Origin of the sequence: Bradyrhizobium sp. CCGUVB14, from assembly GCF_024199935.1 — a bacterium.
In the GTDB taxonomy this organism is placed as follows: Bacteria; Pseudomonadota; Alphaproteobacteria; order Rhizobiales; family Xanthobacteraceae; genus Bradyrhizobium.
In genome coordinates this window covers 4,188,525-4,214,368 of sequence record NZ_JANADS010000001.1, presented here as the reverse complement: position 1 = coordinate 4,214,368, position 25,844 = coordinate 4,188,525, and the positions used below count along the sequence as shown (strand labels likewise).

Annotated in this window: 26 protein-coding genes; 13 read left to right on the top strand and 13 right to left on the bottom strand. The window is 62.4% G+C overall.

What is annotated here, in order from left to right:
- From NLM32_RS19395 to NLM32_RS19370, 6 genes are read right to left on the bottom strand one after another with little or no spacing between them, the layout of a single operon-like run.
- Positions 1-1,158 (bottom strand): ABC transporter substrate-binding protein, encoded by a 1,158-nt coding sequence (locus NLM32_RS19395; protein WP_254135359.1) that lies wholly within the window; start codon positions 1,156-1,158, stop codon positions 1-3.
- Between the two features lie 57 nt (positions 1,159-1,215).
- Positions 1,216-1,998: a cyclase family protein gene (locus NLM32_RS19390; protein WP_254130512.1), complete on the bottom strand. Its 783-nt coding sequence runs from the start codon at positions 1,996-1,998 to the stop codon at positions 1,216-1,218.
- A gap of 34 nt (positions 1,999-2,032) precedes the next feature.
- Entirely contained in the window at positions 2,033-3,274 is a 1,242-nt protein-coding gene (locus NLM32_RS19385) for an SDR family NAD(P)-dependent oxidoreductase (protein ID WP_254130511.1), read from the bottom strand.
- Complete coding sequence (locus NLM32_RS19380) at positions 3,271-4,449, bottom strand: thiolase family protein (RefSeq protein ID WP_254130510.1); 1,179 nt, start codon at positions 4,447-4,449, stop codon at positions 3,271-3,273. The genes NLM32_RS19385 and NLM32_RS19380 overlap by 4 nt, the downstream gene beginning before the upstream one ends.
- A 25-nt stretch (positions 4,450-4,474) precedes the next feature.
- Complete coding sequence (locus NLM32_RS19375; protein ID WP_375143564.1) at positions 4,475-4,903, bottom strand: organic hydroperoxide resistance protein; 429 nt, start codon at positions 4,901-4,903, stop codon at positions 4,475-4,477.
- Between the two features lie 30 nt (positions 4,904-4,933).
- Positions 4,934-5,716, bottom strand: a complete 783-nt coding sequence (locus NLM32_RS19370) for an aspartate/glutamate racemase family protein (protein WP_254130509.1) — start codon at positions 5,714-5,716, stop codon at positions 4,934-4,936.
- 630 nt (positions 5,717-6,346) lie between these two features.
- On the opposite strand from NLM32_RS19370, the gene NLM32_RS19365 reads away from it, so the two are divergent.
- The 7 genes from NLM32_RS19365 (at position 6,347) to NLM32_RS19335 (ending at position 15,057) form a co-directional block, all read left to right on the top strand.
- A complete protein-coding gene (locus NLM32_RS19365; RefSeq protein WP_254130508.1) occupies positions 6,347-7,495 on the top strand; it encodes an ABC transporter substrate-binding protein in 1,149 nt (382 codons plus the stop codon).
- A gap of 41 nt (positions 7,496-7,536) precedes the next feature.
- Positions 7,537-8,580, top strand: coding sequence for a branched-chain amino acid ABC transporter permease (locus NLM32_RS19360; protein WP_254130507.1), 1,044 nt, complete (start codon positions 7,537-7,539; stop codon positions 8,578-8,580).
- Positions 8,577-10,346: an ATP-binding cassette domain-containing protein gene (locus NLM32_RS19355; protein WP_254130506.1), complete on the top strand. Its 1,770-nt coding sequence runs from the start codon at positions 8,577-8,579 to the stop codon at positions 10,344-10,346. The genes NLM32_RS19360 and NLM32_RS19355 overlap by 4 nt, the downstream gene beginning before the upstream one ends.
- Entirely contained in the window at positions 10,343-11,056 is a 714-nt protein-coding gene (locus NLM32_RS19350; RefSeq protein WP_254130505.1) for an ABC transporter ATP-binding protein, read from the top strand. The genes NLM32_RS19355 and NLM32_RS19350 overlap by 4 nt, the downstream gene beginning before the upstream one ends.
- Before the next feature lie 380 nt (positions 11,057-11,436).
- Entirely contained in the window at positions 11,437-12,621 is a 1,185-nt protein-coding gene (locus tag NLM32_RS19345; RefSeq protein WP_254130504.1) for an acyltransferase, read from the top strand.
- Positions 12,622-12,850: 229 nt separating this feature from the next.
- On the top strand, positions 12,851-13,822 hold the full coding sequence (locus tag NLM32_RS19340) for a polysaccharide deacetylase (RefSeq protein WP_254130503.1): 972 nt from the start codon (positions 12,851-12,853) through the stop codon (positions 13,820-13,822).
- Positions 13,823-14,070: 248 nt separating this feature from the next.
- Positions 14,071-15,057 carry an alpha/beta fold hydrolase gene (locus tag NLM32_RS19335; protein WP_254130502.1) on the top strand — a complete coding sequence of 329 codons (987 nt, stop codon included), beginning with the start codon at positions 14,071-14,073 and terminating at the stop codon, positions 15,055-15,057.
- 294 nt (positions 15,058-15,351) lie between these two features.
- Here the strand turns inward: NLM32_RS19335 and NLM32_RS19330 are convergent, their stop codons facing one another.
- Both NLM32_RS19330 and NLM32_RS19325 read right to left on the bottom strand, forming a co-directional pair.
- A complete protein-coding gene (locus NLM32_RS19330; RefSeq protein ID WP_254130501.1) occupies positions 15,352-16,527 on the bottom strand; it encodes a succinylglutamate desuccinylase/aspartoacylase family protein in 1,176 nt (391 codons plus the stop codon).
- Between the two features lie 315 nt (positions 16,528-16,842).
- On the bottom strand, positions 16,843-17,277 hold the full coding sequence (locus tag NLM32_RS19325) for a VOC family protein (RefSeq protein WP_254130500.1): 435 nt from the start codon (positions 17,275-17,277) through the stop codon (positions 16,843-16,845).
- Between the two features lie 581 nt (positions 17,278-17,858).
- On the opposite strand from NLM32_RS19325, the gene NLM32_RS19320 reads away from it, so the two are divergent.
- From NLM32_RS19320 to NLM32_RS19310, 3 genes are all read left to right on the top strand, one after another.
- Positions 17,859-18,458, top strand: coding sequence for a DUF2865 domain-containing protein (locus NLM32_RS19320; RefSeq protein WP_375143642.1), 600 nt, complete (start codon positions 17,859-17,861; stop codon positions 18,456-18,458).
- Positions 18,459-18,748: 290 nt separating this feature from the next.
- A complete protein-coding gene (locus NLM32_RS19315) occupies positions 18,749-19,198 on the top strand; it encodes a hypothetical protein (RefSeq protein ID WP_254130499.1) in 450 nt (149 codons plus the stop codon).
- A gap of 137 nt (positions 19,199-19,335) precedes the next feature.
- On the top strand, positions 19,336-19,866 hold the full coding sequence (locus tag NLM32_RS19310) for a DUF2380 domain-containing protein (protein ID WP_254130498.1): 531 nt from the start codon (positions 19,336-19,338) through the stop codon (positions 19,864-19,866).
- 138 nt (positions 19,867-20,004) lie between these two features.
- On the opposite strand, the gene NLM32_RS19305 is transcribed toward NLM32_RS19310, so the two are convergent.
- Positions 20,005-21,582, bottom strand: a complete 1,578-nt coding sequence (locus tag NLM32_RS19305; RefSeq protein WP_254130497.1) for a winged helix-turn-helix domain-containing tetratricopeptide repeat protein — start codon at positions 21,580-21,582, stop codon at positions 20,005-20,007.
- A 150-nt stretch (positions 21,583-21,732) separates the two neighbouring features.
- Here NLM32_RS19305 and NLM32_RS19300 point away from each other — a divergent pair, with 150 nt between their 5' ends.
- A complete protein-coding gene (locus NLM32_RS19300; protein WP_254130496.1) occupies positions 21,733-21,969 on the top strand; it encodes a DUF1127 domain-containing protein in 237 nt (78 codons plus the stop codon).
- A 318-nt stretch (positions 21,970-22,287) separates the two neighbouring features.
- Complete coding sequence (locus NLM32_RS19295; RefSeq protein WP_254130495.1) at positions 22,288-22,731, top strand: CBS domain-containing protein; 444 nt, start codon at positions 22,288-22,290, stop codon at positions 22,729-22,731.
- A 136-nt stretch (positions 22,732-22,867) separates the two neighbouring features.
- On the opposite strand, the gene NLM32_RS19290 is transcribed toward NLM32_RS19295, so the two are convergent.
- Positions 22,868-23,140 carry a hypothetical protein gene (locus NLM32_RS19290; RefSeq protein WP_254130494.1) on the bottom strand — a complete coding sequence of 91 codons (273 nt, stop codon included), beginning with the start codon at positions 23,138-23,140 and terminating at the stop codon, positions 22,868-22,870.
- Positions 23,141-23,422: 282 nt separating this feature from the next.
- Between NLM32_RS19290 and NLM32_RS19285 the strand changes: the two genes are divergently transcribed.
- Positions 23,423-23,638, top strand: a complete 216-nt coding sequence (locus NLM32_RS19285; RefSeq protein WP_254130493.1) for a hypothetical protein — start codon at positions 23,423-23,425, stop codon at positions 23,636-23,638.
- A gap of 136 nt (positions 23,639-23,774) precedes the next feature.
- Here the strand turns inward: NLM32_RS19285 and NLM32_RS19280 are convergent, their stop codons facing one another.
- Genes NLM32_RS19280 through NLM32_RS19270 form a run of 3 tightly spaced genes read right to left on the bottom strand, consistent with a single transcriptional unit; the run spans position 23,775 to position 25,824 of the window.
- Entirely contained in the window at positions 23,775-24,482 is a 708-nt protein-coding gene (locus tag NLM32_RS19280) for a hypothetical protein (protein ID WP_254130492.1), read from the bottom strand.
- A complete protein-coding gene (locus tag NLM32_RS19275) occupies positions 24,479-24,916 on the bottom strand; it encodes a thioesterase family protein (RefSeq protein ID WP_254130491.1) in 438 nt (145 codons plus the stop codon). Before NLM32_RS19275 ends, NLM32_RS19280 begins: the two co-directional genes overlap by 4 nt.
- Positions 24,916-25,824, bottom strand: a complete 909-nt coding sequence (locus tag NLM32_RS19270; RefSeq protein ID WP_254130490.1) for a fumarylacetoacetate hydrolase family protein — start codon at positions 25,822-25,824, stop codon at positions 24,916-24,918. The genes NLM32_RS19275 and NLM32_RS19270 overlap by 1 nt, the downstream gene beginning before the upstream one ends.
- Positions 25,825-25,844 lie beyond the last annotated feature (20 nt).

Below are 25,844 nucleotides of genomic sequence, written 5' to 3'. Positions count from 1 at the left end.
TCAGGGCAACAGCTTGTATTTGCCGTCCTCGATCTGGACCATGATGCGCGAGCGGTCGTCGACGCCATGCCGATCCGCCGGCGTATAGGTGTAGACGCCCTGCGTTCCGACGACCTCCTTCGTCGCGAACAGTGCCTGACGAAGCGCGGTCCGGAATTCCGGCGAGCCGGGCTTGGCGCCGGTTGCCATCGCCCGCTTGGCGGCGTCGGCGAAGACCAGCCAGCCGTCGAAGGAATAGGACGAGAAAGAATCCGTCGGCGCCTCGCCGTTCGCTTTCTCGAAGGCCGCACGGAAATCCAGGGCCACCTTCTGAATCGGATTGTTGGCCGGAAGTTGCTCCGCGGCGGTCACAGGTCCAGTCGGGCAGATGATGCCGTTGGCAGTCTTGCCGGCCAGACGCAGGAAATCAGCGCTGATCAGCCCGTGATTGCCGTAGAGCGGCCCTTTATACCCACGCTCGGACAGCGCGATGACCGGCAACGCGCCGGGCGTCCCGGTGCCGCCGAGCATGATCGCGTCGGGACGTGCAGCAAGCGCGCGCAGCACCTGGGCTGTGACCGAGGCGTCCGATCGGGCGTAGCGTTCGTTGGCGATGATCTTGATATCGGCGGCCTTCGCACTTTGCTCGAGCGAACTGTACATGAGGTCGCCGAACGCGTCGGAGAAGCCAATGAACGCGACGGTCTTCAGGCCCTTCGCCTTCATGTGGTCGACGATGCCTTGCACGAGCAGCGGCGTTGGTTGCGGCGTCTGGACGACCCAGGGGCCGCCGTCGCCGGGCGGCACCGGCGCGATCGGCGACACCGCGATCATTGGAGTCTTCATCTCGATTGCTGCCGTCGCCATCGCGAGCGTCTGCGGGGCGCCAGACGTGCCGATGAGGACATCGACCTTCTCCTGCTCGACGAGTTTGCGAGCGTTGCGCGCAGACGCCGTCGGATCGGAGCCGTCATCAAGCTGGATGACCCGAATCTTCTCGCCGCCGATCTCGCCGATATAGGCCTGCCCCGCCGCGATCCCCTTCGCGTTGGGAATTCCGATCGACGACACCGGCCCGCTGAGGCCGGTGACGAATCCAACGAGGATCTCGGCCTGCGCTGCTTGCGGGACGACGAGAAGCAATGCAGTGGAGACCAGCAGACTCTTGATCACGTTCATGGCACCTGTCTTTCGCGAATATTTCTTGTTCTGATTGGCAAGCGCCATGAATTCACTTCAGGTCGACGAGACCAGCGCGATGACGCGAAGCGGACTGCCGGAGCCGTTCTGGATCTTCAGCGGCGAGGCGACGATGATGGCGCCGGTGGCCGGAAGCTGATCCAAATTGCACAGGCATTGCAGGCCGTAACGGCCAGCGCCGTGCAGGAAGTGATGCGCCGGATAAGGCGGCTCGAAATGCCCGGCCTGCCCTGCATCCGTACCGATGGTCTCGGTGCCGAATCCGATGACGCCGCGCTCTTCCACCAGCCACTTCATGACGGCCGCGTTCGGGCCCGGCGTGTGCGCGCCGTCATCCCTGAGATTGGCGTAGTCGCGCCAACCCTTCTTCGACCAATCGGTTCGCAGCAGCACCCAGTTCCGCTCGGGGATGCGGCCGTGTTTCGCCTCCCAGGCCTCGACGAGTGGAACCGTCAGCAGGAAATCGGGATCCTGGGCCGCCTGCGCCGAGCAGTCGATGACACAGGCCGGCGCGATCATGTCCTTGGCCGGCATCGTGTCGACGGCATTGTTCGGCAGGTCCTTGCCGGTGAACCAGTGGATCGGCGCATCGAAATGCGTGCCGGTATGTTCGCCGAAGGTGACATTGTTCCAGTACCAGGCCGGGCCGCGACCGTCGTATCGCGAGATTTCCTGGATGCGGACCGGCGCCGCCTGGCCGAACTCCGGCGGCAGCACGATGACCGGAAAATCCGGACTGAGCGTAAAGGTCAGATCGACGACGCGCACCGCGCCAGAAGAAATCGCACCCGCCAGCTCCAGGAGATTCTTGCTTTGCATCGTCACGTCCTCCAGCTTGGTTGAAATTCCGATTTCACCTGTCGAGCTCTCGTTCGAGCGCTTTCGGATTGGCAGCGAGACGCTGCCGGATCTCTTCGGCGACATCTCCGACATACATCTCCTCGAGGCCACCTTTGAGCCCCGACACGATCGCCTGCGCGACTGCGCGCGGTGCGACCTTTGGCGGGGGCACGGTCTGGAACCACTCGGTGTCAACGGGCCCGGTGAAAAGATTCATCACCCTGACGCCGCCGGGCCTGAGCTCGGCACGAAGGCAGTGCGAGAGCGACAGGCACGCCGCTTGCGAGGCTGAGTAGGCACCAAAGGCAGGCCAACTCGCCAACGCATAGACCGAGAGAATGTTGACCCAGGCGGCGCTGTTGCTGATGCCGTCGGCGCCGCGCATCCGCATGGCGGGTCCAAAGGCCTGCGCGAGGTTGATAAAGCCGAGATAGGCCTGATCGATCTCGTCGCGTGCGATGCTCGTGCCCCTGCGGTCGAGCAGTCCGCCCGGTCGCACATATTCTGTCGTGTTGACGAGGATATCGACCTTGCCGCCGATGTCGGCCGCGAGATCAATGGCCGATTTTTCGTCGGCCGCGTCGAGGGTCACGATCTCGATTCCGTCCTGACCGCGAAGCAGGTTTTCGCCGGCGAACGGACGCCACGGTTCGGCAATGCCGACGAACACCGTCTTGGCGCCCGCGGTCTTCAAGGCCGCGACGGCTTCCTGGCCGATCACGGTGCGGCCGTTGGTCACGAGCACGCGTCGGAATTTCGGATCGGCCGTCATTTCCCGCCACTGCTTGTCGTCTGCCATGTTGGGAGTCTCCCCTTCGGGATGGGCAAAGGCCACCGCCTGGCCGCTCTTGTCGAGTTGAAACGACATCCGGACGGCTGCGCCCTCCGCGCAGTCGGCATGGAGATGGGTCACGATCGTCGGACCGCAATCCATCCTGACGAGGCCGATCCGCCACGGCGCCCGTTCGCGGAAGTAGACGTCGCTCGGCACCCGCGCGGTTGTCTCGGCGAGCAGCGTGCCTCGCCGTGGCGCGTCGACGAAGGCGAGGCCGTCAGACAAGCAAGACGGACACGCCTCTCGCGCGGGATAAGCAAAGGAGCCGCAAGCCTCGCAGCGTTGCAGCATGAAGCGGCCTTCGGCGGCCGCCCGCGTGAACCCATGCGACGTCCTGCTGCGCGGTCGCGGTGGCGAGGCCGGCAGCCGCGTTCGCAACAGCGGGTTCTTGCGCCGGGGCGGCTTGATCGGCTCTATCATCGCGAGGGCCCTGCAAGGATCGCGGCGCCCGAGGCCAGACCGCGGTCATAGTTGATCATACCGAACCCGGACGCCAAGGCGAGGCTTGCATTCCCGACCTGGGTAGGGCCCGCAGTCCCCAGAACCTGCCGCAATCCCTCGACGAGACCGAGATAGGCGCCGGCAGCACCGGCCTGCCCGGCCGAAAGCTGTCCGCCCGACGTGTTGTGCGGAAAGTCACCACCGATGGTGAGATCGTGCTGGCGCACGAACTCGGCCCCCTCCCCCTTCTTGCAGAAGCCGAGATCCTCGAACTGCATCATCGTGATGACGGGATAGTCGTCATAGGTCTGCACGACGTCGAGATCATCGGGCTTCACGCCGGCCATCGCATAGAGCTCGCCGATGTCCATCGCCCAACCGCCCCGCACCTGCATCGGATCGTCGGCGAAGGCATTGTGCCGTTCGATCGTCGACAGAAGTCGCGCGGCCGGGAGCCTCAGCGAGGCCGCTGTCTCTTCGCGCATGACGAGAAACGCTTCCGCACCGGCGCAGGGCATCACGCAATCGAACAGGTGGATCGGATCAGAAATCGGCCGTGCCGCGAGATATTGCTCGAGCGTCAGCGGCGTCTTCATCAGCGCATGCGGGTTGCGCAAGGCATTCGCGCGTTGGGCGACCGCGATCCTGCCGACGTCCTCGCGCGTAACGCCGAAAGTCCGCATGTAGTTGCGCGCGATCAGCGCGAAGCTCGAATTGGCGCCGCCCGCGCCGTAGGGGTAGACGGCATCCTGATTGAAGCGCGAAAAGTTTTCGAGCGTCAGCCTGAAGGAATCGACGTGGTTGGTGTCGCCTGCCACGCAGGCCACGATGTCGGCGTCATGGGCCTGAACCGCGCGCGCAGCCTTTCGTAAGCCGGCGATGGCGCTGGCGCCACCGAGCGGGATCGTATCCAGCCACCGGACGCATAGACCGAAATGCTGCGTCAGCCCGACCCCGCTGTCAGTGCCCATGGTGAAGCTGGAGACGCACAGACCATCGATATCGGACGCCTTGATGCCGGCCTGCGCGACGAGCGCGCTGAGCGCTCGGCCGATCCACCATTGCGCGCTTTCGATGGAGTAGCGCACATAGGGAATCGTGACGGGCGTCGCGATCACGACGCCATCATACGGTGTGCGTAAGGTATTGGTCACCGTCGGCCCGCCTCGTTCATTCGCCTCAAACCACCGTCAATCTCACGTCAATATTGCCACGGGTAGCGTTCGAATAGGGGCAGCGCTCATGTGCGCCGGCGACGACCTCTTCGGCCACCGATTTCTCGACACCGGGCAGATTGACTTTCAGCTCGACAGCCAGCGCATATCCGACGGGGACCGGCCCCATCGCGACCTTCGCAGTCACCGAAGGCTCGGCAGACGGCACCACCTTCCGCGTCCGCGCGACGAGCTTGACCGCGCCGAGGAAGCACGCGGCATAGCCGGCCGCAAAGAGCTGCTCGGGATTGGTTCCTTCGCCGCCGGGGCCGCCCATCGATTTCGGCAAGGACAGCGACACGGACAGAAGACCGTCGGCGCTGGCGGCCTTGCCGTCCCGACCGCCGGTCGCCGTCACCTCGGTCTCGTACAGGATCTTTTCGGGGGTCATCATGGCTTGGTCTCCAAGAACAATCTGGCAGGACTAACGGTCGTTACGGGCGAGCAACGCGCGGAAATCCGCCCGCGCCTGGGCGCTGGCGCGCTTGAAGCTCGGCCCGCGGCTGGGCTCGGTGCCATTGAGCCGCCGGAGCTGGACCCACATCTCGGCACTCTTCAGCGCCACCGCCGCACAATTGACCACCGGCGCGTGGCCGACCTTCAGGCCATGCTCCTTCCCGATCAGGAGGCCTGGCAGCACGCCGGCCGGGATCACGACGTCCGCACCGCGCTCGACCAGCGGAAGAGCGCACGCGACAAAATCCTCGATCATGCGGGCTTGCGCGGCCTCGTCTCCGGCGAACGCATCGGCGAAATCCTCCGGCTTGCAGCCAAGACCGGTCACATGGACCACGCGATCACGGAGGCCGTAGCGCTCGGCCTGCTCGTAGTGCCAGACCTCGAAGACGGGATCGAGCGTTACAAGGCCGAGCCGCCGGCCGAGCTGCGAGGCCGCCAGCAACGTCGCCTCGCCGGTCCCGATCACGGGAATGTCGAGCGCCGAGCGCAGCTCGTAGAGTCCGGGATCCTGGAAATGCCCCATGACAAAGGCGTCGAACCCGCCCTCCTCGGCCGCGATGCCGTTATCGATCGCCTGGACGGCGCAGCGCAATTCCGCAAGCCGTCCGAACTCCCGGTCCGGCGGCGTAATGCCCTCGACATGAACCGTCGTGCCTGATGCAGCGATGTTGTTCAGGTATTCCGACAGCCGCGCCATGTAGGGCGCGTTCACGCTCGCATCAACAAAGCTCTGCCAGAAGATGCGCATCGTCCTTCTCCTCAAGCGGTGGTCGGAGGATCGGTCGTCGGCTGCCGATGAATATTTCAACCATAAACTAATTCACCCGTCAAATGCGTGCGGCGGCGCTGGCGACCGGCACCGTCGCGGCAAGGCGAGCACGGCGTTTTCGTTCATTCGATCCGCGAAGAAGCGCCGCACACTGACGAAATTGTATGCAGCAACATTTTTTTCTGACAGCCCCGTGACACGTGTTGACGACGCCACCGGCAATACTTTAGGCTTTAAGTAATTCCTCGCCGGTCAAGGACCGGTGGCCATGACAATGATGTTGCAGGGCACCGATTTTGAGAGACTCAATCGTGTGGACAGTCGCCGTGCTCGAACAGCCGGCAGTGGCAGCATCGCCGGCCGAGGATCGCGGCCGCGTCACTGCCCTTTCATCGCTCCAGAAAGGGCCTGCCCGCATTTGCCGATGGGCCCGTTGTTCGAGCAACAAGCACCGCCATGGCTGCTGACGCGCGGCCGAGCAAACTCTCTATCGATCGCGCCCGGATTTCGGCGCCGCAGCAATGCTTTCAACCGGTTCGTTCGTCGCTCGGGCTCCCCGCGCGGCGGCTTCGAGGCATTCCTATCCAGCACCAACGGAGGAGAACGCATATGCGCAAGACTCTGAGCCTATTTGCACTTGTCGCCGGAATCTTCGCCGCTCCGGCTGCACAGGCCGATATCACCATCGGCTTCGTCACCTCGCTCAGCGGCAACGGATCGTCGATCGGAATCCCCTATGGGCGCGGCATCAATGCGGCCTATGAGTACAAGAAGACCATCAATGGCGAAACCATTCGCCTGATCCAGCTCGACGACGGCTCCGACCCGTCGGCAGCGACCCGCAACGCGCGCAAGCTGGTGGAAGAGGAGAAGGTGGACCTCCTGATCGGCACCGCGACGGCACCGTCGACCATCGCCATGGCGGCGGTGGCGAGCGAGCTGAAGGTGCCGATGATCGCGGTCTCGCCGATCGGCAAGCTGCCGGAAACGCCCGAGCAGTGGGTGGTGTCGGTGCCGCAGCCGGCGTCCCTGCTCGTCAAGATCGTCGCCGATCGCATGAAGCGCGATGGCATGAAGAATATCGGCTATATCGGCTTCTCCGACGCATGGGGCGACCTCGTCTATAACGGCGCCAAGGCAGCCGAAGCCGCCGGCGACATCAAGATCCAGAGCAACGAGCGATATGCCCGCACCGACACCTCGGTCACCGCGCAGATCCTGAAGGTGCTTGCCGCGCGGCCGGATGCCGTGCTGGACGGCGGCTCGGGGACGCAAGGCGCGCTGCCTCTGCTTAGCCTCGCCGACCGCGGCTTCAAGGGCAACACCTACGGCACAGTGGCGCTGGTCAATCCGGACTTCGTCAATGTCGGCGGCAAGGCAGCCGACGGCATTCAGGTCTCCGCCGGTCCCGTCATCGTCGCCGAGCAGCTGCCCGACGAGCACTTTGCCAAGAAGATCGCCCTGGATTTCCGCAACGTCTACCAGAAGACCCACAACATTCCGACCACCGACGGCTTCTCCGCCTACTCCTTCGACGCCTGGCTGATTTTCGCCAACGCAGCCGAGCGCGCGCTCAAGACCGCAAAGCCCGGAACGGCGGAATTCCGCACCGCGCTGCGGGATGCGATCCTCAGCACCAAGGAGCTGCCGGGCGTCCATGCCGTCTATAACTTCAAGCCGGGTTCCGTGACCGGCGTCGACGAGCGCTCGCTCGTCGTCGTGCGCCTGACCGGCGGCGCCTGGAAGTACGCGCCGTAGTCGGACGGCGGCAGGCAGCCAGAAGGAGCAACGGCGTCTCAATGACGAGCGACATCGCAGCCATCCTTGGGATCGACGGGATCGCCACCGGCGCAGTCTATGCGCTGGTGGCGATCGGGACCGTCCTCATCTTCACGGTGACACGGGTCATCTTCATTCCTTTTGGCGACATCGCCGCATTCACGGCCCTGACGCTGGCGGCCCTCGATGCGAAGCGCTTTCCCGGAACCGGCGCACTCGTCGTCATCCTGGCCGGCCTCGCGACCCTGATCGAGATCATCTCGCTGCTGCGCTCCGGCGAGCTTCGCCTGCTGCCGCGCGCCCTCCTTTTTTATCTCGTACTTCCGCTCGCCGTCGTCGGCCTCGCCTGGCTGACGATGCGCGCCGAGCCGCCGCTTGCCGTCAGGCTCGTGCTTGCGCTGATGCTGATCACGCCGATCGCGCCGCTTCTGGACCGGATCGTCTTCCGCCCCATCGCGGACGGAACGGTGCTGTTGCTGCTGACGGTCTCCGTCGCGCTGCATTTCGCACTGGTGGGCCTCGGCCTGCTCTTCTTCGGCCCCGAAGGCGTCAGAACCGAACCGCTGACGTCGTTCTCGACCGAGTTCGCCGGCGTGCTGGTCTCGGGCCAGACCATGCTGATCGTGATTGCGGCCCTCGTCTTCTCTGGCCTGCTCTATCTCTTCTTCGACTTTACGCTGGTCGGAAAATCGCTGCGCGCCACGGCCGTGAACCGGACCGGCTCCCGCCTGATGGGGATACGGCCCGCCCGTGCCGGCACGATCGCCTATCTGCTGGGATCGCTGATGGCCGGCGTATCCGGAATCCTGATCGCGCCGGTCAACACGGTGTTCTACGATTCCGGCTTTCTGATCGGCCTCAAGGCCTTCGTCGGCGCCATCGTCGGCGGCATGACCAGCTATCCCGGGGCTGCGATCGGCGCCGTCGGCGTCGGCATCCTCGAGAGCTTCGCATCCTTCGAGAGCAGCGCGCTGAAGGACGTCATCGTGTTCTCGCTGCTGATCCCGATCCTGATCTGGCGATCCCTCGCCTCGCTGCATTCCGAGGAGGAGATCGAGGAATGACGCGCCTTCACGTTCAGCTTGCAGCCGTGGCGGCGGTGGTGTGCCTCGCGCTCGCCCCCCTGGTGCTGAGCCCGTTCAGCATCACGTTGATGAACTATATCGGCATCTACTCGCTGGTCGCCATTGGCCTTGCGCTGCTCACCGGCGTCGGCGGCATCGTGTCGTTCGGACAGGCGGCGTTCGTGGGCGTCGCGGCCTATGCGACCGCCTGGGTCTCCGCATTGAACGGATACTCCCCGTGGCTCGGCCTCCTCTTCGGCGTGGCGCTGACCTGCTGCGTCGCAGCTATCCTCGGCGTCGTCACCTTGCGGCTCCAGGGGCATTTCCTCTCGCTCTCGACCGTCGCCTGGGGTCTCGCCATCGGCTTCCTGTTCGGCAATGTCGAGGGACTCGGCCGCTTCAACGGCATCTCGTCGATTCCGCCGATCAGCATCGGATCGGTCTCGCTGGTGTCGAGCGCGCAGATCTACTTCCTGATCTGGGGCATCGTCGCGGCCGTCCTCCTGCTCGGATACAATCTGCTGGACTCCAGGCTCGGTCGCGCCATGCGCGCGCTCCGCGGTGGCAATACGCTGGTCGAGAGCCTCGGCATCAACGCCTTCCGGATCAAGCTCGTGACCTTCGTGATCGCGGCCTTTCTGGCTTCGCTCTCGGGGTGGCTCTACGCCCATATGAGCCGCTTCATCAGCCCGGGCCCGTTCGATGCCGGCATGGGCATCGAATATCTGATGATGTCGATGGTCGGCGGCGCCGGTAGCCTGCTCGGCGGCGTCGTGGGTGCCGCCGTCGTCACCCTGCTCAAGAACAGCGTGCAGGACTATCTGCCGCTGATCGCCAAGGGCGCCTCCGGCCAGCTCGAGATCGTCGCGTTCTCCGCACTGTTCATCCTGTTCCTGCAATGGGCGCGGCAGGGCATCGTGCCGTTCGTCGCGCGCTATCTGCCGAAGATCAAACGCGAGCGGCCGCAGCCTGCGCCGCCGCTGCCGCGTCGCCCCCAACCGACGCCGGGCGAGCTGCTTCTGAAAGTCGACGGCGCCGAGCGCCGGTTCGGCGGGCTGGTCGCGGTCAACAATGTCAGCTTCGAGGTCCGGTCCGGCGAGATCCTTGCCGTCATCGGCCCGAACGGCGCCGGCAAGAGCACGATGTTCAACTGCCTGACCGGCGCGCTCAGGGTCAACAAGGGTGAGATCGTCTTTGCGGGACGCCCCATTACGCATGATGCGCAATCCCGCATCGCCAAGGCCGGTGTCGCGCGGACCTTCCAGCACGTGAAGCTGCGGCCGCGCATGAGCCTTCTGGAAAACGTGATGCTCGGCACCTACGCCCGCACCGGCACGGGCCTGTTCGCCGGCGCCTTCCGCCTCAACCAGCGCGAGGAGGCCAGCGCGCGGCACGAGGCCCTGACGCAGCTCGAGCGCGTCGGCCTCGGTGAAAAGCCGTTCGAACTCGCAGGCAATCTGCCGCTCGGCAACCAGCGTATCCTGGAGATCGCCCGTGCGCTGGCCGCCGACCCGGCGCTGCTGGTGCTGGACGAGCCGGCAGCAGGCCTGCGCCGCCAGGAGAAGCTGCGGCTTGCGGAGCTGCTTCGCTCGCTGCGGGCGGACCATCTGACCATCCTGATCGTCGAGCACGACATGGAGTTCGTGATGTCGCTGGTCGACCGCATCGTGGTGCTCGATTTCGGCTCAAAACTCTGCGAAGGCGCGCCGGCGGCGATCCGCAGCGACGAACGGGTTCAAGAGGCCTATCTCGGAGGCGTCGCGTGAGCGGGATGTTTTCCATGACGGACGTGACCGTCTGCTACGACAACGTCGAAGCTGTCCGCAACGTCTCACTGTCGATCGAAGAAGGCCAGATCGTCACCGTCATCGGCCCGAACGGTGCCGGCAAGACCACACTGTTGATGGCGGCCATCGGGCTGCTCGCATCGCGCGGCCGCATGGTGTTCCAGGGCGGCGACATCGGAAAAATGTCGGTCGAGGATCGCGTCGAGCGCCGGCTGTGCCTAGTCCCGGAAAAGCGCGAGCTGTTCTCCGACATGTCGGTCGCCGACAATCTTCTGCTCGGCTCCTACAGCCTGCGCGACCGCTCCGGCGTCCAGAAGACGCTGGGCGAGGTCTACGATCGCTTTCCCCGTCTGAAGGAGCGGCAACGCCAGGCCGCCGGCACCCTCTCCGGCGGCGAGCGCCAGATGCTCGCACTCGGGCGCGCGCTGATGGCCAAGCCGAAGCTGCTCATGCTGGACGAACCGAGCCTCGGCCTCGCGCCGCTGATCGTGCGCGAGATCTTTCGCACCATCGCATCGCTGCGCGATCTCGGCGTGTCGATCCTGCTGGTCGAGCAGAACGCCCGCGCCGCGCTGGAGACGGCCGATTACGGCTACGTGCTCGAGACCGGCGAGATCGTGCAGTCCGGCCCCGCCAAGGATCTCATCCACGATCCCAAGCTGATCACGGCCTATCTCGGCGGACACTGACATCGGGTTCAGGCCGGGCTTTCGCGGCCCTGCCCCAAGACTATCGAAAACAACCCCATGCACAGTAGCCGGTGACAGCGACATCAATGGTTTAGTCGCAGGAACTGCTGATTTTGCGAAATCCGCTTGATCCGTCGGGCAAAACAGTGGCATGATGCCATCATCGCCGCTCGCCGAGGGTGCGGACGGCGGTCCGGCAGTACAGAAGGCCAGGTCTGGACAGCGAATTTGGCCAGCTGAGTCCGTGCGCAGAAGCGCTCCATACGGGCAGCCAGCGATACAGTCGTGCTCTACCATTGATCCACGTCAAGGTCATGCCCGCGCAGGACGTAGTCTGTGGCGGGCAAAACGCGCCGTTCTGAGGATGGGAGCAGCAAATCATGACGACCCTCGAGGTTGGTATGACGACCGATGTACGGTCGGTTCCCAAAGCGAAGACCCGCAATCCCGCGATTGACCGGGCCCGCACGTTTTTGACCCTGGTCGTGTTGCTGCATCATGCCGTGATTCCGTACACCTATTTCGGCCACACCGACCCGAAGTACTTCTTCGGCTTCGACATGATCGTGCTCGCCACCGACAGTTTCTTCATGGCGATGTTCTTTTTCCTGTCCGGGCTGTTCGCCTGGTCCGGCATCGCCCGTAAGGGGGTGGCCAACTATCTCCAGGACCGCTTGCTCCGGCTCGGCCTGCCGTTCTTGATCTGCGCCTTCACGGTCATCCCGCTCGCCTACTACGCCATCTCGCTCCGACAACACCCCGAAATCGGCTTTTCGGAGTACTACTGGAACATGATCACCAAGGGCCCGTGGCCGAGCGGACCGATCTGGTTTCTCTGGGTCCTGTTCGCCTTCGACCTGGCGGCGTGCCTGCTGTTTCGACTGCGACCCCACCTGCTCGACCCGCTTAATCGTCTTTCCCTGCACGGCCGCCGCCGGCCGGCCGACTTCTTCGCCGTCATGCTGGCCGTGACCGCGGCGTTCTACATTCCCGGGCTGATGCACTACGGACACAGCACCTGGTTCGAGTTTGGGCCATTCTCGGTGCAGCTCGGGCGGGTGATGCTCTATGCCAGCTACTTCTTTTTCGGCGCCGGTATCGGCGTCGCGAATATGGACCGCGGCCTGCTCGCGGCCGACGGCCGCATGGCAAAGGTCAGCTGGGAGTGGATGGTGCTCGCGATCGTGCCGTACTGTCTGCTCTGGGGACTGATCTACATCAAGCGGGAAATCCTCGGCAATCCATCGCCGTTGCCGGACTGGTACGAAGGCCTTTACGCCGCCTGCTTCACGGTCTTCAGCGTGGCCATCATGTTTCTCATCCTGGCTTTTTTCCAGAGGTTCAAGCAATCGGGCACCGCCAGGCTTCTCGACCCGATGCAGGCAGACGCCTTCGGCATCTTCCTGGTGCACTACCCGATCGCGCTTTGGCTGCAGTATTGGCTGTTCGATTACAATCTACCGGCGATCGTCAAGGCGACCGTCGGCTTCGTGCTGACAGTCGCATTCAGCTGGGCGCTCACGCGCGCGCTGCGGCAAATTCCCGGCGCGAGCAAGGTCCTGTAGCCGGAGCAAGCCGGTCGTTCGCCGCGACGAAATCCGTCGCGACAAATACGATTTTTTAAGGCCGAACGCTCTATCTACGACCTTCAGACCGTGCGTCTCGGACAAGTCCGGTCCGGGGAAAAAGCGTCTCGGCCCGCGGCGCCCGGCGCCGATTGACGGACGAGATCATGCACCGACAGATCATTCCTGGGAGGCCTCGCTTGCCAATCTCCACCGACGGCCGCCGATCATGATGCGATGCCGGTCCCGCCCATTCGGACTGCTCGTTGCGACGGCCGCCGTCCTGTCGCTCGTGATGCCTGCAACGGTTTCGGCGCAGCAGGAGGTCGACTGGATCACGAAATTTCCACGCAACCCCGTCCATGTCGCCGCCTGGCCCGGCGGCAAGAAAGTGGCCGTGAGTTTCGTGCTCTTTGTCGAGGAGTTCGGCTTTGGCCAGGGACCGGTCTACCGCCCCGACCTTGCCGGCCGGAGCCCGGATCTCGTCAACGAAAACTTCCGCCAATATTCGTTGAGTTGGGGAAACCTGCGCGTCGCCCGCCTTTTCAGGGATCTGGATGTGCCGCTCAGCATCGCCTTGAATGCAGAATTTCCGCGCGCGCATCCGTCGGAATGGAAGGAGCTTCGCAGCCTTCAGCCGAACGCGCCGATCGTCGCCCACGGCATGAACAACACCAGCCACATGCTGCCACTCGGTCGTGGCGTCGATGAGCAGAAAAGCTACATCAACGACACCCTCGCGCTCATCACGTCGACGACGGGCGTGAAATCGACCGGCTGGTCGAGCCCGAGCGTCTATGCCAATTCCGACACGATGCAGGCGATGGCTGCCGCGGGCGTCACCTACACCATTGATGGCATGGATTCGGACATCGTATCGCAGCTCGACACGCCGAACGGACCGCTGATGTTACTGCCCTATCCGGTGGTGACGGTCGACATGGGGCAGAATCTGTCGCGCATGAAGTCGCCGACCGAAATCGAGAAATTGTGGCTCGATTACGTGATCGAGCTCGCCGAGGAAGCGCGCGGTGATCCGGCTCGCGAGGCGACCACCGTGGTGATCGGAATCCATCCCTTTGTCGTTGGCACACCCGATGGCGCAGCCGCGATGCGGCGCGTGCTGGCACGGTTGAAAAATGACGGAAGCGTCTGGCTGACCGACACTGAAACGATGCTCAAGGCCATCAAACCAAAATAGGCCGTCTGGATTGTAACGCCCCGCTGGGCCCTGAGGGACGTTCATTTCCAATGCTGAGAAGGCAGCCCCCGGGCTGTCAGCGGACCCACGTGCAGACCGCGAGGGAATGCCCGCTTCTGACCCTATGGAGACCTCAGGCCGAACACGCCATCACGACGGCTTCCCTAACGAAAACCTAATTTGACTCGAAAAATTGCAGCTCTACCATAGCGCGTGGTTTTTCTTCCGCTCGCGAAGAATTGGTCGTTATGGGTACCAAACGTACGCTTTCCTTTGCCCTGGTCTGCAGCGTGGGGCTAACTTCAACCACTGCCGCCATAGCGCAGACCTCTTTCAATCGAACGTTCGACAAGGAAGCAGCTGCACATGCTTGGTGGGACCTTTACTTCAAAGACTCTCGATCGGTGAAATTGGCCGATGGACGAACGATAAACCTGTTGTGCGTGGGCCAAGGATCTCCGGTTGTTGTCCTTGATGCAGGCATGGGCAATGGGGCATGGACTTGGAGACACGTCCACGCGGAACTGGCACGAAGCACCCGTGTGTGCGCCTATGATCGATCCGGCTACGGTCAAAGCTCTCGTTCAACGGGCGAGCGCACTGCGGCGACGGAGGCTGATGAACTCGCTCAACTGCTGGAGAGAGCCCCACTGCCGGCGCCCTACATTCTCGTCGGCCGTTCTTATGCTGCCTTCATCGACCGGCTTTATGCTCACCGGCACTTGAACCAAGTCGCAGCCTTAGTCCTCGTCGACCCATCTACCGAATACCAGTTCACGCGTTATGCGTCGGTGCATCCGGAAGCGGCGAAGAATGATGCCGCAGCGCTGATCCATGCAAGAGAGTGCCTGAAGTCTGCACAAGCCGGCACCCTCTCCGATCAGTGTCAGGTCCAGCCGCCCGGCGATCTTCCGGCCTCACGCGCTGACTGGTGGCGGCAGCAGGCGCCCGCTCTCGCTGAAGCAATCTTGCTCGAATATCTCGATATGAACACTATCAGCTCCGATCAGCTTTCGGCCGAGCGCTCGCTCGGTTCTCTCCCGCTGCTTCTTCTAGGCCGCGATCTCGCTGAGGACATTTGGAGAAAAATGCTAGACGAAACTCTCAACATTTCTTCGAGCTCCAAGCTCGAAATTGTTGCGGGAGCGGGGCATCAAATTCAGGAGGATCAGCCAATGGCTTTTGTGGAAGCTGTCAACGGGGTAGTGGCTCAGGTGCGTGCTGGAAACAAATAGGGACCGGCGTCCAAGATCCGTTGTCGAAAAAGCCGGCGCACTTATGTCGCCTCCTGGCCCTTAGCCGAACCATGCTGATCCTGCGGTGATGTCGGCTATCGGCGGTAGAGCGGACGCCGGGCGACGCTTGTCTCAACCCCGGCTTTGACCCGTTGCGGACTTTCCGTTCAACAAGCTTTCCTGATGCAAAATCGACGCAGATGAGCAGGAGCGCAAAGTTCGTTTTGGGCTTCTTTGTCGCCAGGAAAGGGAGGCCTTAGGCGTTAAATTCGTTCTGAAACGTATTCGGGCGAACTACTCGGGATAAGACTCCTTGCCCTCCCGCGTCGGCTTCTCGAAAAGAATAAACAGCAGAGGATTGCCGGGCTCAGATGTCACGTCAGTACGCAGTGCAAAGACCTCCCCCGCGACGCTGCTGATATATTCGGCGACAATCTCGCCAAAGCTGTTGCGCTGTACGGCGACCTTCTGCCCAGGGCTGACCCTGTCGTGAAGCTTAACCAGCGGTTCGACGAAGCCGGCTTCGGTCGCAATAATCGGGAAGCCACTGTTGCCAATGAAAACAGTCACGTCCTTGCCGGTTTTGCCCATCGGGCCGGATACGATACCGTGGTGTTTGAGTACGTTCATCGTACCCTCAACGAACAGATCGATCATATCAGGAGTGAGTACCCGAGCGGGGCCGATCTCCGAGCAGAACGCAGGAATGCCCACGTCGATCAGAGCGTTGTGGAGAACAACCGGATACACCGGATTATTGAAGATCTGGGTCACGGGAAAGAGTTCCAGCATCGCCTTGACCTCCGGAATATTCATATCGCCGAGATTGAAGGCACTGGCACTAAAACCGGTTGCTCCGGTGTGGAAATCGATGGCGAAGTCGGCGTTCGGCCGCAACAGACGATTGAACAGCAACCCCGCATGTCGGCTGGTCGGGGTGGGGCCGTTTTCGTCTCCCGGCCATGCTCGGTTCATGTCTATGAGGTCGGCACCCAACCCCACGTTGGGCCATCGCCGCTGCATGCTTTCCAAGGCGGGGCGAGACACATCGGTGACCGCCATCACCGTGCCCGACATAGTTTTGGGGTCGAGCTGGTTCATCACGGTCATGACCGTATGGATCGAGCTCATCTCGTCGCCGTGCACACCACTGATCAGAAGGGCGCGCTTGCCTGGCCTTCCCCCCTTCGCGACAACCACCGACACATACCAGTGTTTGCCCGTAGGCATCTGCACGCCCTGAAAATAGAAGCGATGCTTCTGCCCGGGCTCAAGGTCGTTGACGTCCAGCGCGCTGATGACCTTCTTCCCCTGAATCACATCGCCGGTATAGACGGTCCCTCCCGACGCAGCCGGCGCTTCGCCAGCAGCGTTAGCGTTGACAGCGAAGGCGGCCGAGGCTCCAGCGGTGGCGATAGATGCAATCAAGAGGTTGCGACGATCGAGACCTTTTTCGGAATTGTCCGGCATGGTGTCAGTTCTCCTTCTTTATGATGGTCCGATCAGAGAACGAAACGCATAATGGTCGCGACATCCCGCGACTGCAGAGCACCGAGTCTGCTACTGATCTCATCAGGGTGCAAGATTTTCGTCGGTTCGCTGCTATAGCAACAATGCGCGGGCTATCTGACAACGCGTCAGCGCGGCGCGTTTATGGGTTCACGGCCTGGTACCGGTTCGACAGGCGAAGTGACCGTGCAGTGGCGCCTGCCCGACGTCCGCTTCTGCCCCGAAGCGGACGGGGGCCGCTCGACGCAGCTGCTGCGAAAGCACCGTTCGAGGAGGCTATCTCTTGCCCAAATCCTCTGCGAAACGCAGGAGGTAGCCGTCAGGGTCTTGGACCAAGAATTGCCTGTTGCCGCGCTCCTCTCCTGCGATCCGATACCAGGCGTCATGACACTCTCTGAAGAGAGGCCATTTCTCATGCTTGAGTGCATCGAGAAGAGGTGCCACGGAGTCGACGAACATCTGAAAGTTGATCCCGCGTCCCAGTGGTCTTTGCAGAGTCCCGGTTTCCCAGTTGCCATTTTGTTGCTTCAGCATGACCTGGGATCCTTGTAGCTCGATGTACACGAAGCGATTTTCCGGTCGCTGATACGCGATCTGGAAACCAAGTATCTTGCACCAAAACTTCTTGCTCTGTCCCAAGTCAAAAACATCCAGCTCAGGGACGAGCCGGGCAAAGCCCCCAGTTGGTAGTCTATCTGTTGGTCGTTCCATGGCTCACCAGTCCTCCCGCATTCGTAGTCGATGCAGTGCACTTAGGCACGACGCAGCTCCTGCGGGAAACTCAGATATCATTCACCGGACGCCTTGACGACCGCTTTTGGCCCATAGCGGACCCTGGTAGCAGGCAATTTTGAAGTCTGCTTCTGGCTCTTAGCCGAACCTTGCCGATCCTGTAGTGATGTCGGCTACCGGCGGTAGACCGGACGCCGGGCGACGCTTGCCTCAACCGCCGCTTCTGAGCCACACCAGACATGACGTTTCATAACTTCGTGGTTGAGATACCGGCGAAGCCGTTCGCGGCAGCCAATCACACCCATCGACTTAATCCTCTCGCAGGTACTGTCGCGCGACCGCGCGTTGCGTGCGTGCTCGACGCGCACTGGCCGAGAATGACGGTTGGAGAATGTGGCGCGCGAAGTGCTCTCTGGCCTTTTTCTTTCCCTCTGTCCGCCATAGAGCGAGCGTAGCAGACGATGCGAGTTGAGGAAGCGCAGCGCGCAGCGCTGCAAGGAGGTTCTTTGCGTCGGGTGGAGCAAGGTACCCAGTGGTCTTTTCAGCGCAAGCTTCGCCGCCTGCTTGCTGCTGCCGTCATCGTTGGCCCCGTCGCGCTGGCGCCGGAGATGAGTTCGGCTGAGGGGCTGCTTGACTTCTTCTTCGGTGGCGGCCGGAAGCAGCAGCAAACCTCGTCTTTCGGCAATGACAATAATGCGCAATCGCCGACGCCGCGGCCGGTCGTCGCAAGCGCGGGGCCTGCCTTCTGCGTGCGCAGCTGCGACGGCAAATACTTTCCGCTGATGCGCGGCGCGACCTCGCCGGCGCAGATGTGCCAAGCCTTCTGTCCGACAAGCCCGACTAAGGTCTTCTTCGGCTCCAACATCGACAGCGCTTATGCCGCAACTGGCGAACGCTATGCGGACAGCGAGAACGCCTTTGCGTATCGGAAGGCGCTGCGTGCCGACTGCACCTGCAATGGCCGCAATCCCGGCGGCCTAGCGCCAATTGATCTCGCGCTGGACGGCTCGCTGCGCCGTGGCGACGCGGTGGCCACCACCGACGGGCTCGTCGCCTATAGCGGCATACGACTTGGCAACGACCAAACTCCGGATTTCGCCCCCGTGGCCGCGCCGGCGCGAACCGGCATGACGGCAAACAGCGCGTCAAACCTGAGGTGACGAGCACGCGGTTGCCGACGACAAGAGGTCGACCGCAAGCGAATTCAACGCCGGGTGCAGCCTGCCAAGGCGTGGATGTCCGCTGATGGCCCGTAGCCGACCCCGGTAGCAGGCAATTTTGAAGTCTGCATCTCGGCCGTCAACGGACCAAGAGCAGCCGACACAGTGTATTCGGCTGATGACCCCTATCGGACAGAGGACCGGGTGAACCGCATCATGGATGGTGCGACTAATACCGCATAAGACGTTTCATCAAAGCCGTTCGCCTCGCGCGTTTTCATCGAACCACCATGACCAAGCTGCTACTGCTGTTTGCAATACTCTACGCCGCGTGCGGGCTGGCACTCAGCATCGTCGTAAATGCGGTGTCATTCACCAGCGTCCAACTCGGCGACAATGCCTTGTTTCCGGTGCTGACGTGGGGAATCTTTCCGGCTTTTTTGTCGGTCATCCTCATCGACATTTCGGAAAGGGAAGGAAGAAAGATACGTAGCGGTGCGGGTGAGGAAATTGATCCTTGGGAGCTGATATTTGTTGGGTGCCCCTCGTTGCTGAAGTATATCTTCTGGGTCTGCTTCGCTTACGCGTGGGCGATCGGTATTGTCCTCGCCATATTGCAAACCCGCGAACCGAACGTGATCTGGCGCGGCGCCTCTGCTTTCTGGATGGCATTCTATGCGCTGGGCCTTGCGTCGGTTTCAGGCGCCTATCTCCGCCGCCGCGCGCCTCAAACGCCGTGAAGTCAAAGTGGCGCTTTTGACCTGCTGCGAACGCTGCCATGGGCGGGCGCCTAGCGTTACCAAGGATTAATTCGACAGGAGGCAGAAAGAACGATCTTCTAAGATGGCCTCAGTAGAGGGGAGACGGAGTCATCGCCATGCGCCACGGCCTCCTCTTGCACGCTGTTACCACAGCCGGTCTATTCCTGGGATCCAACCTCGTCTCAGATGCATCTGCCGCGACCGCCGACCACGCTTTGGCTGTCTCCGTCGACGATTTCATTTATATCGACACGTCGAACGAGCCCACCGATCAGACGGCCGCGCATGAAGAGCGATTGCGGGCTTTCATGACCGCGCTGCGGGACGACGTCACGGCAGACCGCCGTTTTGAGCTGGTGCCGTCGCCCTGCGCATCAAATTGTCCGACCGACGGACCGGCGTTGCGCGATCGGCTGCGCGCGGCGTCACAGGCCGGCACGCAGATTCTGATCATCGGTATCGTTCACAAAATGAGCACGCTGGTGCAGATAGCGAGGACTGCTGCCATCGATGTAACATCCCAGCGGGTCGTGTTCCGGAAATACTTCCAGTTCCGCGGCGACAATGACGAGGCATGGCAGCGGGCGGAGCGCTTTGTATCGGAAGAGGTCCGCGCCCGGCTGCTTGAAAACAGATCGCAGCAATAGGCTACGCGCGGCGCATGTGCATGGCCGTGAGTCCGGTTTTGGCCCTCAGCCGGAATGAGGCGGCGACTTCCGTTATTGACCCTTAGGTGAGCCTGTTGGGCCGCCGGCCCGGCGTCAGTTCATGACCCGAAGGCGACATCATCGCTCCGGCACTCCGGCCATCAGCATGCCATCGCGGATACGGCTGCTTCCGGCACGAAATGTCGGGTCGCGGCTCAGCATGAGCCCTCGCGTCCGACCTATGTTGAAGCCTGGATCCAGCGCAAGCCCCGCGCGCACGGCGGCCCGCGCCTCATCCAGCGAGCCCACGAGCGCGAGGGCAGCAGCAAGCTGGAAATGCACAATGGGGTAGTTGCGGTTTGCTTCAAGACACCGCCGCAGCCAATCAACCGCCTCGGCTTCGGCGCCAAGGATCAATTTGACGACGCCAAGCCAGTGCATCCAGCGGTACGCGCTGCTGTCGCGGGGAGACAGCCGAAACGCTTGCTGGATGTGAGCCTCGCTTTCCGCGCCTCGGCCGATGAAGACTTTCGCAAATCCGGTCAAAGCATGGGCAGTGGCCAGATTGCGATCAAGCGCGAGCGCCCGCTCGAATTCTCCAATGGCCTCCACGGCGCGCCTGGTAAACAATTGCATCCAGCCGAATGACATATGGGCCCGGGCATGGCGCGGAGCCATCGACAGGACCTTGAGCAACGCCGCCTCCGCGGCGGCGAGGTGCGCGTCCCGATCATCGACCATGAAGGCGGTGGCGGTTGTGAGAGCGATCTCCGCCTTGCCGACCAGAGCTTCGACGTTCTCCGGCTCGAGTGCCGACGCGCGTTCAAAAAAGCAGCGAGCTTCTGCCATGTTCTCGGGCGTACGTCCCTTGTTCAACGAATGGCGGCCCTGGAAGCACAAATCTACCGCATCGGGATGTGGAGATCGCTCAGCGCGCCGCGCCTCCGCCTCAATCAGTTGGGCATCCAGCGCGTTGGCAAGCCTGGCGACTATTTCATCCTGCATCTCGAGCAAATCGGTCATGGGTTTGTCGAACCGATCAGCCCAAAGATGGGCGCGCGTTTCGGCGTCGATCAATTGCACATTGATCCGCAGACGATTGCCGCCGCGCTGCACCGCCCCTTCGAGCACATAGCGGACGTTCAGCTCACGTCCCAACTTCGTTACATCGACGGCTTTGCCCTTGAACTTTAACGAGGTGCTGTGAGCAATCACAAACGCTCCGTTGATGCGTGACAGGTCTGTGGTCAAGCTCTCAGTCACGCCATCGATGAAGTAGTCTTGCTCCCGATCACCGCCGATATTTACGAACGGCAGGACCACGATAGAAAGACGCGGCGTCAAAGTGTGGTTCGGCGTCACGACGCCGCCCGCCGTCGAGCCACTCGGCAAAACGGTGCGCCCGTCGTCTTGATGCACCGCGCCAATGAAGCGGAAGCCCTTCCTCGGCAGTGTTTTGATCAGGCGCTGCTTTTCGCCCGTGTCGCCAATTGCGCTGCGAGCGGCATTCAGGCGGGTCGTCAGCGCGGCATCGGAAACGATACGTCCGTTCCAAACGGCGTTCAGGAGATCATCCTTGCTGACCACGCGCTCCCGGTTTCGGATCAGGTATTCAAGCAAATCGAACACCTGAGGCGTGACAACAATCACGTCCGTCGCGCGGTGCAGTTCGCGCCGGTCGGTATCCAATGCGTAATCCTCAAAGAGGTAACGCAAACCGCCCTTCCTTCTCGGATCACGTCCGAAGCCGCAGGCGCACGAAGAATAAGCTGCCGGTGAGAAAAATGTAAGCCAGCCGTTAAGCACGCCAACGAGCGTGCTGGCAAATTTCGCTGGGTGAAATTGCCCAACCCAGGAAGCAATTCGATGAGCACGATCCACGGGAGCATTGAGTTCGGACCGCCAACCGCAAGGCGGACCTATTACAGCCCGCTTGAAGCATATTGGGATGCGTTTTGTGAGTGGCGCAAACGCGAGAGGCTGCGAACCCAGTTGTGCCAGCTCACGGACGGCGAGTTGATTGACATCGGCATTACGCGTGGAGAGATCGACTACGTCGTCTCAAACCGGACGATCGATCCTACCGGCGTTCGTTCCGCTTAACTTGATAAACATCAGCGACGCCTTCAGCGAGCACGACGACAGACCGGCCCGTTTGTGAGCGGCCGCTTCCGCCTATTGGCCCCGAGGGGACATAGCGTCTTAGCGGAAGTCCAAGGGCGCTCGACGCCGCGTCGAATTGTGCCCCATAACAGCCCTTGAGCCGCTGCCAATACTTGGACCCTTGAACCTGGGGTACTCTGCTCCACCCACTTGGGGTCTTTGCGGCATCGGGCGCGGTGCTGACGGGGCACGTAATTTCGACTATCCTTCAATGCGGAGCATCAAGGCGGGGCAGCACAAGACCCATGAGGGGGATCAATGAGCACGGCAAAAAGCGCTCTGGCGCAGAAAAGTGGCGCCCTGATCCATGTCCGTTCCGGCGACATGGTCATCGAAGCCTTGCACCGGATGCGCGACAACCGGGTCCGGTCGGTGCTGGTCATCGACGACGACATCCTGGTCGGTATCGTGACCCAGGGTGACTGCGCCATCAAGGTGCTGCTGCCCGGGCTCGATGCGAAGCAGACGCCGGTGAGCCAGGTGATGACGGGCAACCCGGTGACGATCAAACCGGACGATCCGCTGGATGCCTGCATGGCGATGATGGCTGCGCGCGGTATTCGCCACCTGCCGGTGCTGGACGCGGGCAAGGTCGTTGGCGTCATCTCGGTCGGAGACGTCGTCAAGAACATCATCCGGGATCTCGAGCACAACGTGGACGATCTGATGGGTTACATCATGAAGGACGGCCCCGGGGGCTGACAGACGAGCCGCGGTGCCGTCGCCGCTGATGTCGGCTTGTGGCCCAAAGCTGATCTTGCCGCGCTGCCTGCCGACCGTCGGCTTCTGACCCGAAGCGGACAATGGCTATTCGCGAGGCGCCCCTCTCAAAGCGTTTTCAATAAGGGCTGAGCACACTACCGAGAAATTGCTCCTTTTCGCCCGGCGCATAACCCTGACAGGCGCCGAAATACGCTTCCGGCTTGGCACAGGGGTCGGCGGACCGGGTGCGTTGACGCGGCGCATAGGCAAAACTGGAGGTTCGACCTGATGGCTGCATCTGATGGTGGGGATGAGGCGCCGCGTGCCGGCGGTGCCCTTGCTGCACAGATCCCGCGTTCGCGAACCCGCACAGGCTTATCAAAACGCTCAAGGCCAAAATCGCGCGCATCGCATTCCTCCTCCAGGGAGTTTCGCCCGCCGGCTCAATGATTGCCGTGATGCGGCGTTCCAAAGGAGCGCGGCTTCTTGGGATTATACCCTGTTTGGCCGTCAGCGGCGGCTTCTTTGTTCGTCCGCGACCAGGGTCGGCTCGTGGCCCCAAGCGGACCTCGCGACCGGCGGCAGCCCGGCGAACGCCCTGAGCGGGCGCGTCAAATCGACCGGGAATAAACGGCAGGCGAGAGGAACGGTGAAACGTCGATCGGGTTGATCGAGCACGTGGAGTGCTTCGATGGACAGGACCTCGATCTATGACGAACTGAGCCGTGTCGAACGCGATGTGGTCGCAGGTGAACGCCGGCTTGCAGAACAGGAGCGGCTGGTTCTCGACTTGAAAAGGGAGGGCCAGAGTACTGCGAGGGCCGAAAAGGAGCTGGAGCGGCTGCGTGAATGCCAGCGTTTGCGCGATCAAGACCGTCAAAGGCTTCTGTCACTCCTGCAGCCTTGAGACAGCGAAACTCTCCGCGGAATTCCACTTCGGCTGGAGGTGCTCGTCGACGAGGCCGATTGGCTCGCGATAGCGGTTTGGGAGTCCGGATGTGGCCCGTTTCGGATTGCGATCTGTTTTTTACGCTCTCGGCGATCTAGCGCCTGGGCCGCACCACCCGCGTCAGCATCGGAAAATGCTTGTTGCCGCCCGCGAATGGCGGGAACTTGACGAAATCCGCGCGCATGCGCGTGATCACGTCGGAGCCGAGCGCGTGCGCGAGGGCTTGCGGGCTGTCGAACACCAGCTTGTTGCGCTGCATGTGCTCGACGCGCCGCGACGGCAGCCGATCGACCCAATCGATGCGGGTGTAGATTTCGATCTGGCGGACGTTCGGGAAGGTCCGCATGATCGACGGATGGTGCTCCAGATAATGCAGATTCCAGGCGTTCATGTCCTCGGCCGGGCCGGGATAGTGCACGAGGTAGCTGCACGGCACTGTCGTTCCTGCCGGATGTGCGGCGATATCGACGGGGAACGCGCGTGTCAGCATCACCTGATGCGTGACGTCGAGGCCCGTGAGGCCGGCGTGTCCGGCACCTGTCGCGAGGCCGGCAAGGATGCCGCCGCGGTCCATCGCCGCTTCGCAGGCGAACAGGTCGGGAAATCGCAGCTGAAGCGCAAAGGCGGGGCCGGAGCCGTCGGCCTTGTAGGGATGGTCGACTGACTGTTCGAGCGGCGTGAACAGCAAGCCCTCGGTCATCTCCGGGATCGATCCGACCGACTCCGCCACGGCGGCAATCTCGTCGGGATGAACCCGCCGCTCGCCTGCCGGATCAGAGAACGTCATGAAGAGCGAGATCATGCCGGCGCCCCCTCGGCGCCCTCGCCCACACTCACATGCGGCATGAGCGCGGCTCTGATGTCATCGGGCCACGGGATCGCATGATGATCCACCAGCGACGTCGCAGCCAGGATCTGGCGCGCGCGCCAGCGCATGCCGTTCGCGCCGGAGATGACATGCTCCAGATGGAGGGATGATCCCCCGACCCGGACGATCCGCAGGTCGAACGTCAGGAGATCGCCGAACATCGACGGCCGGGAGAAATCGCAAGCGAGATGCACCGTCGGCGTTCCGATCATCCGGACCATGATCAATTCCGGCCAAGGAAAACCGATCCTCGCCCAAAACGCCTCGACGACACCGTTGAGGATGTTGAGGTAGGACGGGAAGTACGCGATCCCCGAAGGATCGCAGTCTCCGAACCTGAGCTCGCGGTCGAACGAGAAATTCGTCATCAGATCGCAACGACGGGATGGCGGATGACACCGACACCGTCGACCCCGGCCTCGACCACGTCGCCCGGCCACAGCCATTCCTGTGGGCTCATGCCGGCGCCGACGCCTTCCGGCGTTCCCGTCGCGATGATGTCGCCAGGCTCGAGCGTCATGCCCGACGAAATGTCAGCAATCAAAACCGGAATGTCGAAGATCATGTATTTGGTGTTGGAGTCCTGCTTCATGACGCCGTTCTTGGTCAGCCACAGCCGCAAATCATGCGGATCGGGAATCTCGTCCGCGGTCACGATGCAAGGGCCGAACGGCGCATAGGTGTCCATGCCCTTGGAGAAGATCCACTGGCCGGCGCGGCGATTGTCGCGCGCGGAAATGTCGATCATCACCGAATAGCCGAAGACGTGATCCATCGCCTTCTCCGTCGCGACGCGGGTCGCGGTCCTGCCGATGATGACGGCGAGCTCGACCTCCCAGTCGAGCTGCTGCGTCATTTTTGCGTTGTGCTGGATGGCGGCGCCGGGACCGATCACCGACGTCGGCGGCTTCGAGAAGACAACCGGCTGCTTCGGCAGGTCCTGGCTCGTATCGAGGCTCTTCGCCGATTCCGCGACATGGGCTCGGTAGTTCAGCCCGATGCCAAAAATGTTCTTCCGCGGGCGCGGGATCGGCGCCTGCAGCTTGACATCCTCGACCGCAACCGCAGAGCCGGCCGGAAAGCGGCCATTGGCCTCCGCCAGTGCATCCCTGAGCGCCGGCACCAGGGTCACGCCGTTGTCGATGAACGACAGCATGTCGCTCGGCCATGTCACGCCGCTGGATGCACCGAGGTGCTCGACATCGACGACCAGTCCATTGACGAGAACGCCGAGACGGGCACCGCTGGAGCCCAAGGTGTAGGTCACGAGACGCATGGAAGCTTGATCCGGCTGTT

Excerpts from the sequence above, each read along its gene's own strand:
- NLM32_RS19395 (WP_254135359.1), bottom strand. The coding sequence starts at position 1,158 with ATGAACGTGATCAAGAGTCTGCTGGTCTCCACTGCATTGCTTCTCGTC.
- NLM32_RS19390 (WP_254130512.1), bottom strand. The coding sequence starts at position 1,998 with ATGCAAAGCAAGAATCTCCTGGAGCTGGCGGGTGCGATTTCTTCTGGC.
- NLM32_RS19385 (WP_254130511.1), bottom strand. The coding sequence starts at position 3,274 with ATGATAGAGCCGATCAAGCCGCCCCGGCGCAAGAACCCGCTGTTGCGA.
- NLM32_RS19375 (WP_375143564.1), bottom strand. The coding sequence starts at position 4,903 with ATGATGACCCCCGAAAAGATCCTGTACGAGACCGAGGTGACGGCGACC.
- NLM32_RS19370 (WP_254130509.1), bottom strand. The coding sequence starts at position 5,716 with ATGCGCATCTTCTGGCAGAGCTTTGTTGATGCGAGCGTGAACGCGCCC.
- NLM32_RS19365 (WP_254130508.1), top strand. The coding sequence starts at position 6,347 with ATGCGCAAGACTCTGAGCCTATTTGCACTTGTCGCCGGAATCTTCGCC.
- NLM32_RS19360 (WP_254130507.1), top strand. The coding sequence starts at position 7,537 with ATGACGAGCGACATCGCAGCCATCCTTGGGATCGACGGGATCGCCACC.
- NLM32_RS19355 (WP_254130506.1), top strand. The coding sequence starts at position 8,577 with ATGACGCGCCTTCACGTTCAGCTTGCAGCCGTGGCGGCGGTGGTGTGC.
- NLM32_RS19345 (WP_254130504.1), top strand. The coding sequence starts at position 11,437 with ATGACGACCCTCGAGGTTGGTATGACGACCGATGTACGGTCGGTTCCC.
- NLM32_RS19340 (WP_254130503.1), top strand. The coding sequence starts at position 12,851 with ATGATGCGATGCCGGTCCCGCCCATTCGGACTGCTCGTTGCGACGGCC.
- NLM32_RS19335 (WP_254130502.1), top strand. The coding sequence starts at position 14,071 with ATGGGTACCAAACGTACGCTTTCCTTTGCCCTGGTCTGCAGCGTGGGG.
- NLM32_RS19330 (WP_254130501.1), bottom strand. The coding sequence starts at position 16,527 with ATGCCGGACAATTCCGAAAAAGGTCTCGATCGTCGCAACCTCTTGATT.
- NLM32_RS19325 (WP_254130500.1), bottom strand. The coding sequence starts at position 17,277 with ATGGAACGACCAACAGATAGACTACCAACTGGGGGCTTTGCCCGGCTC.
- NLM32_RS19315 (WP_254130499.1), top strand. The coding sequence starts at position 18,749 with ATGACCAAGCTGCTACTGCTGTTTGCAATACTCTACGCCGCGTGCGGG.
- NLM32_RS19310 (WP_254130498.1), top strand. The coding sequence starts at position 19,336 with ATGCGCCACGGCCTCCTCTTGCACGCTGTTACCACAGCCGGTCTATTC.
- NLM32_RS19300 (WP_254130496.1), top strand. The coding sequence starts at position 21,733 with ATGAGCACGATCCACGGGAGCATTGAGTTCGGACCGCCAACCGCAAGG.
- NLM32_RS19295 (WP_254130495.1), top strand. The coding sequence starts at position 22,288 with ATGAGCACGGCAAAAAGCGCTCTGGCGCAGAAAAGTGGCGCCCTGATC.
- NLM32_RS19290 (WP_254130494.1), bottom strand. The coding sequence starts at position 23,140 with ATGCGCGCGATTTTGGCCTTGAGCGTTTTGATAAGCCTGTGCGGGTTC.
- NLM32_RS19285 (WP_254130493.1), top strand. The coding sequence starts at position 23,423 with ATGGACAGGACCTCGATCTATGACGAACTGAGCCGTGTCGAACGCGAT.
- NLM32_RS19280 (WP_254130492.1), bottom strand. The coding sequence starts at position 24,482 with ATGATCTCGCTCTTCATGACGTTCTCTGATCCGGCAGGCGAGCGGCGG.
- NLM32_RS19275 (WP_254130491.1), bottom strand. The coding sequence starts at position 24,916 with ATGACGAATTTCTCGTTCGACCGCGAGCTCAGGTTCGGAGACTGCGAT.
- NLM32_RS19270 (WP_254130490.1), bottom strand. The coding sequence starts at position 25,824 with ATGCGTCTCGTGACCTACACCTTGGGCTCCAGCGGTGCCCGTCTCGGC.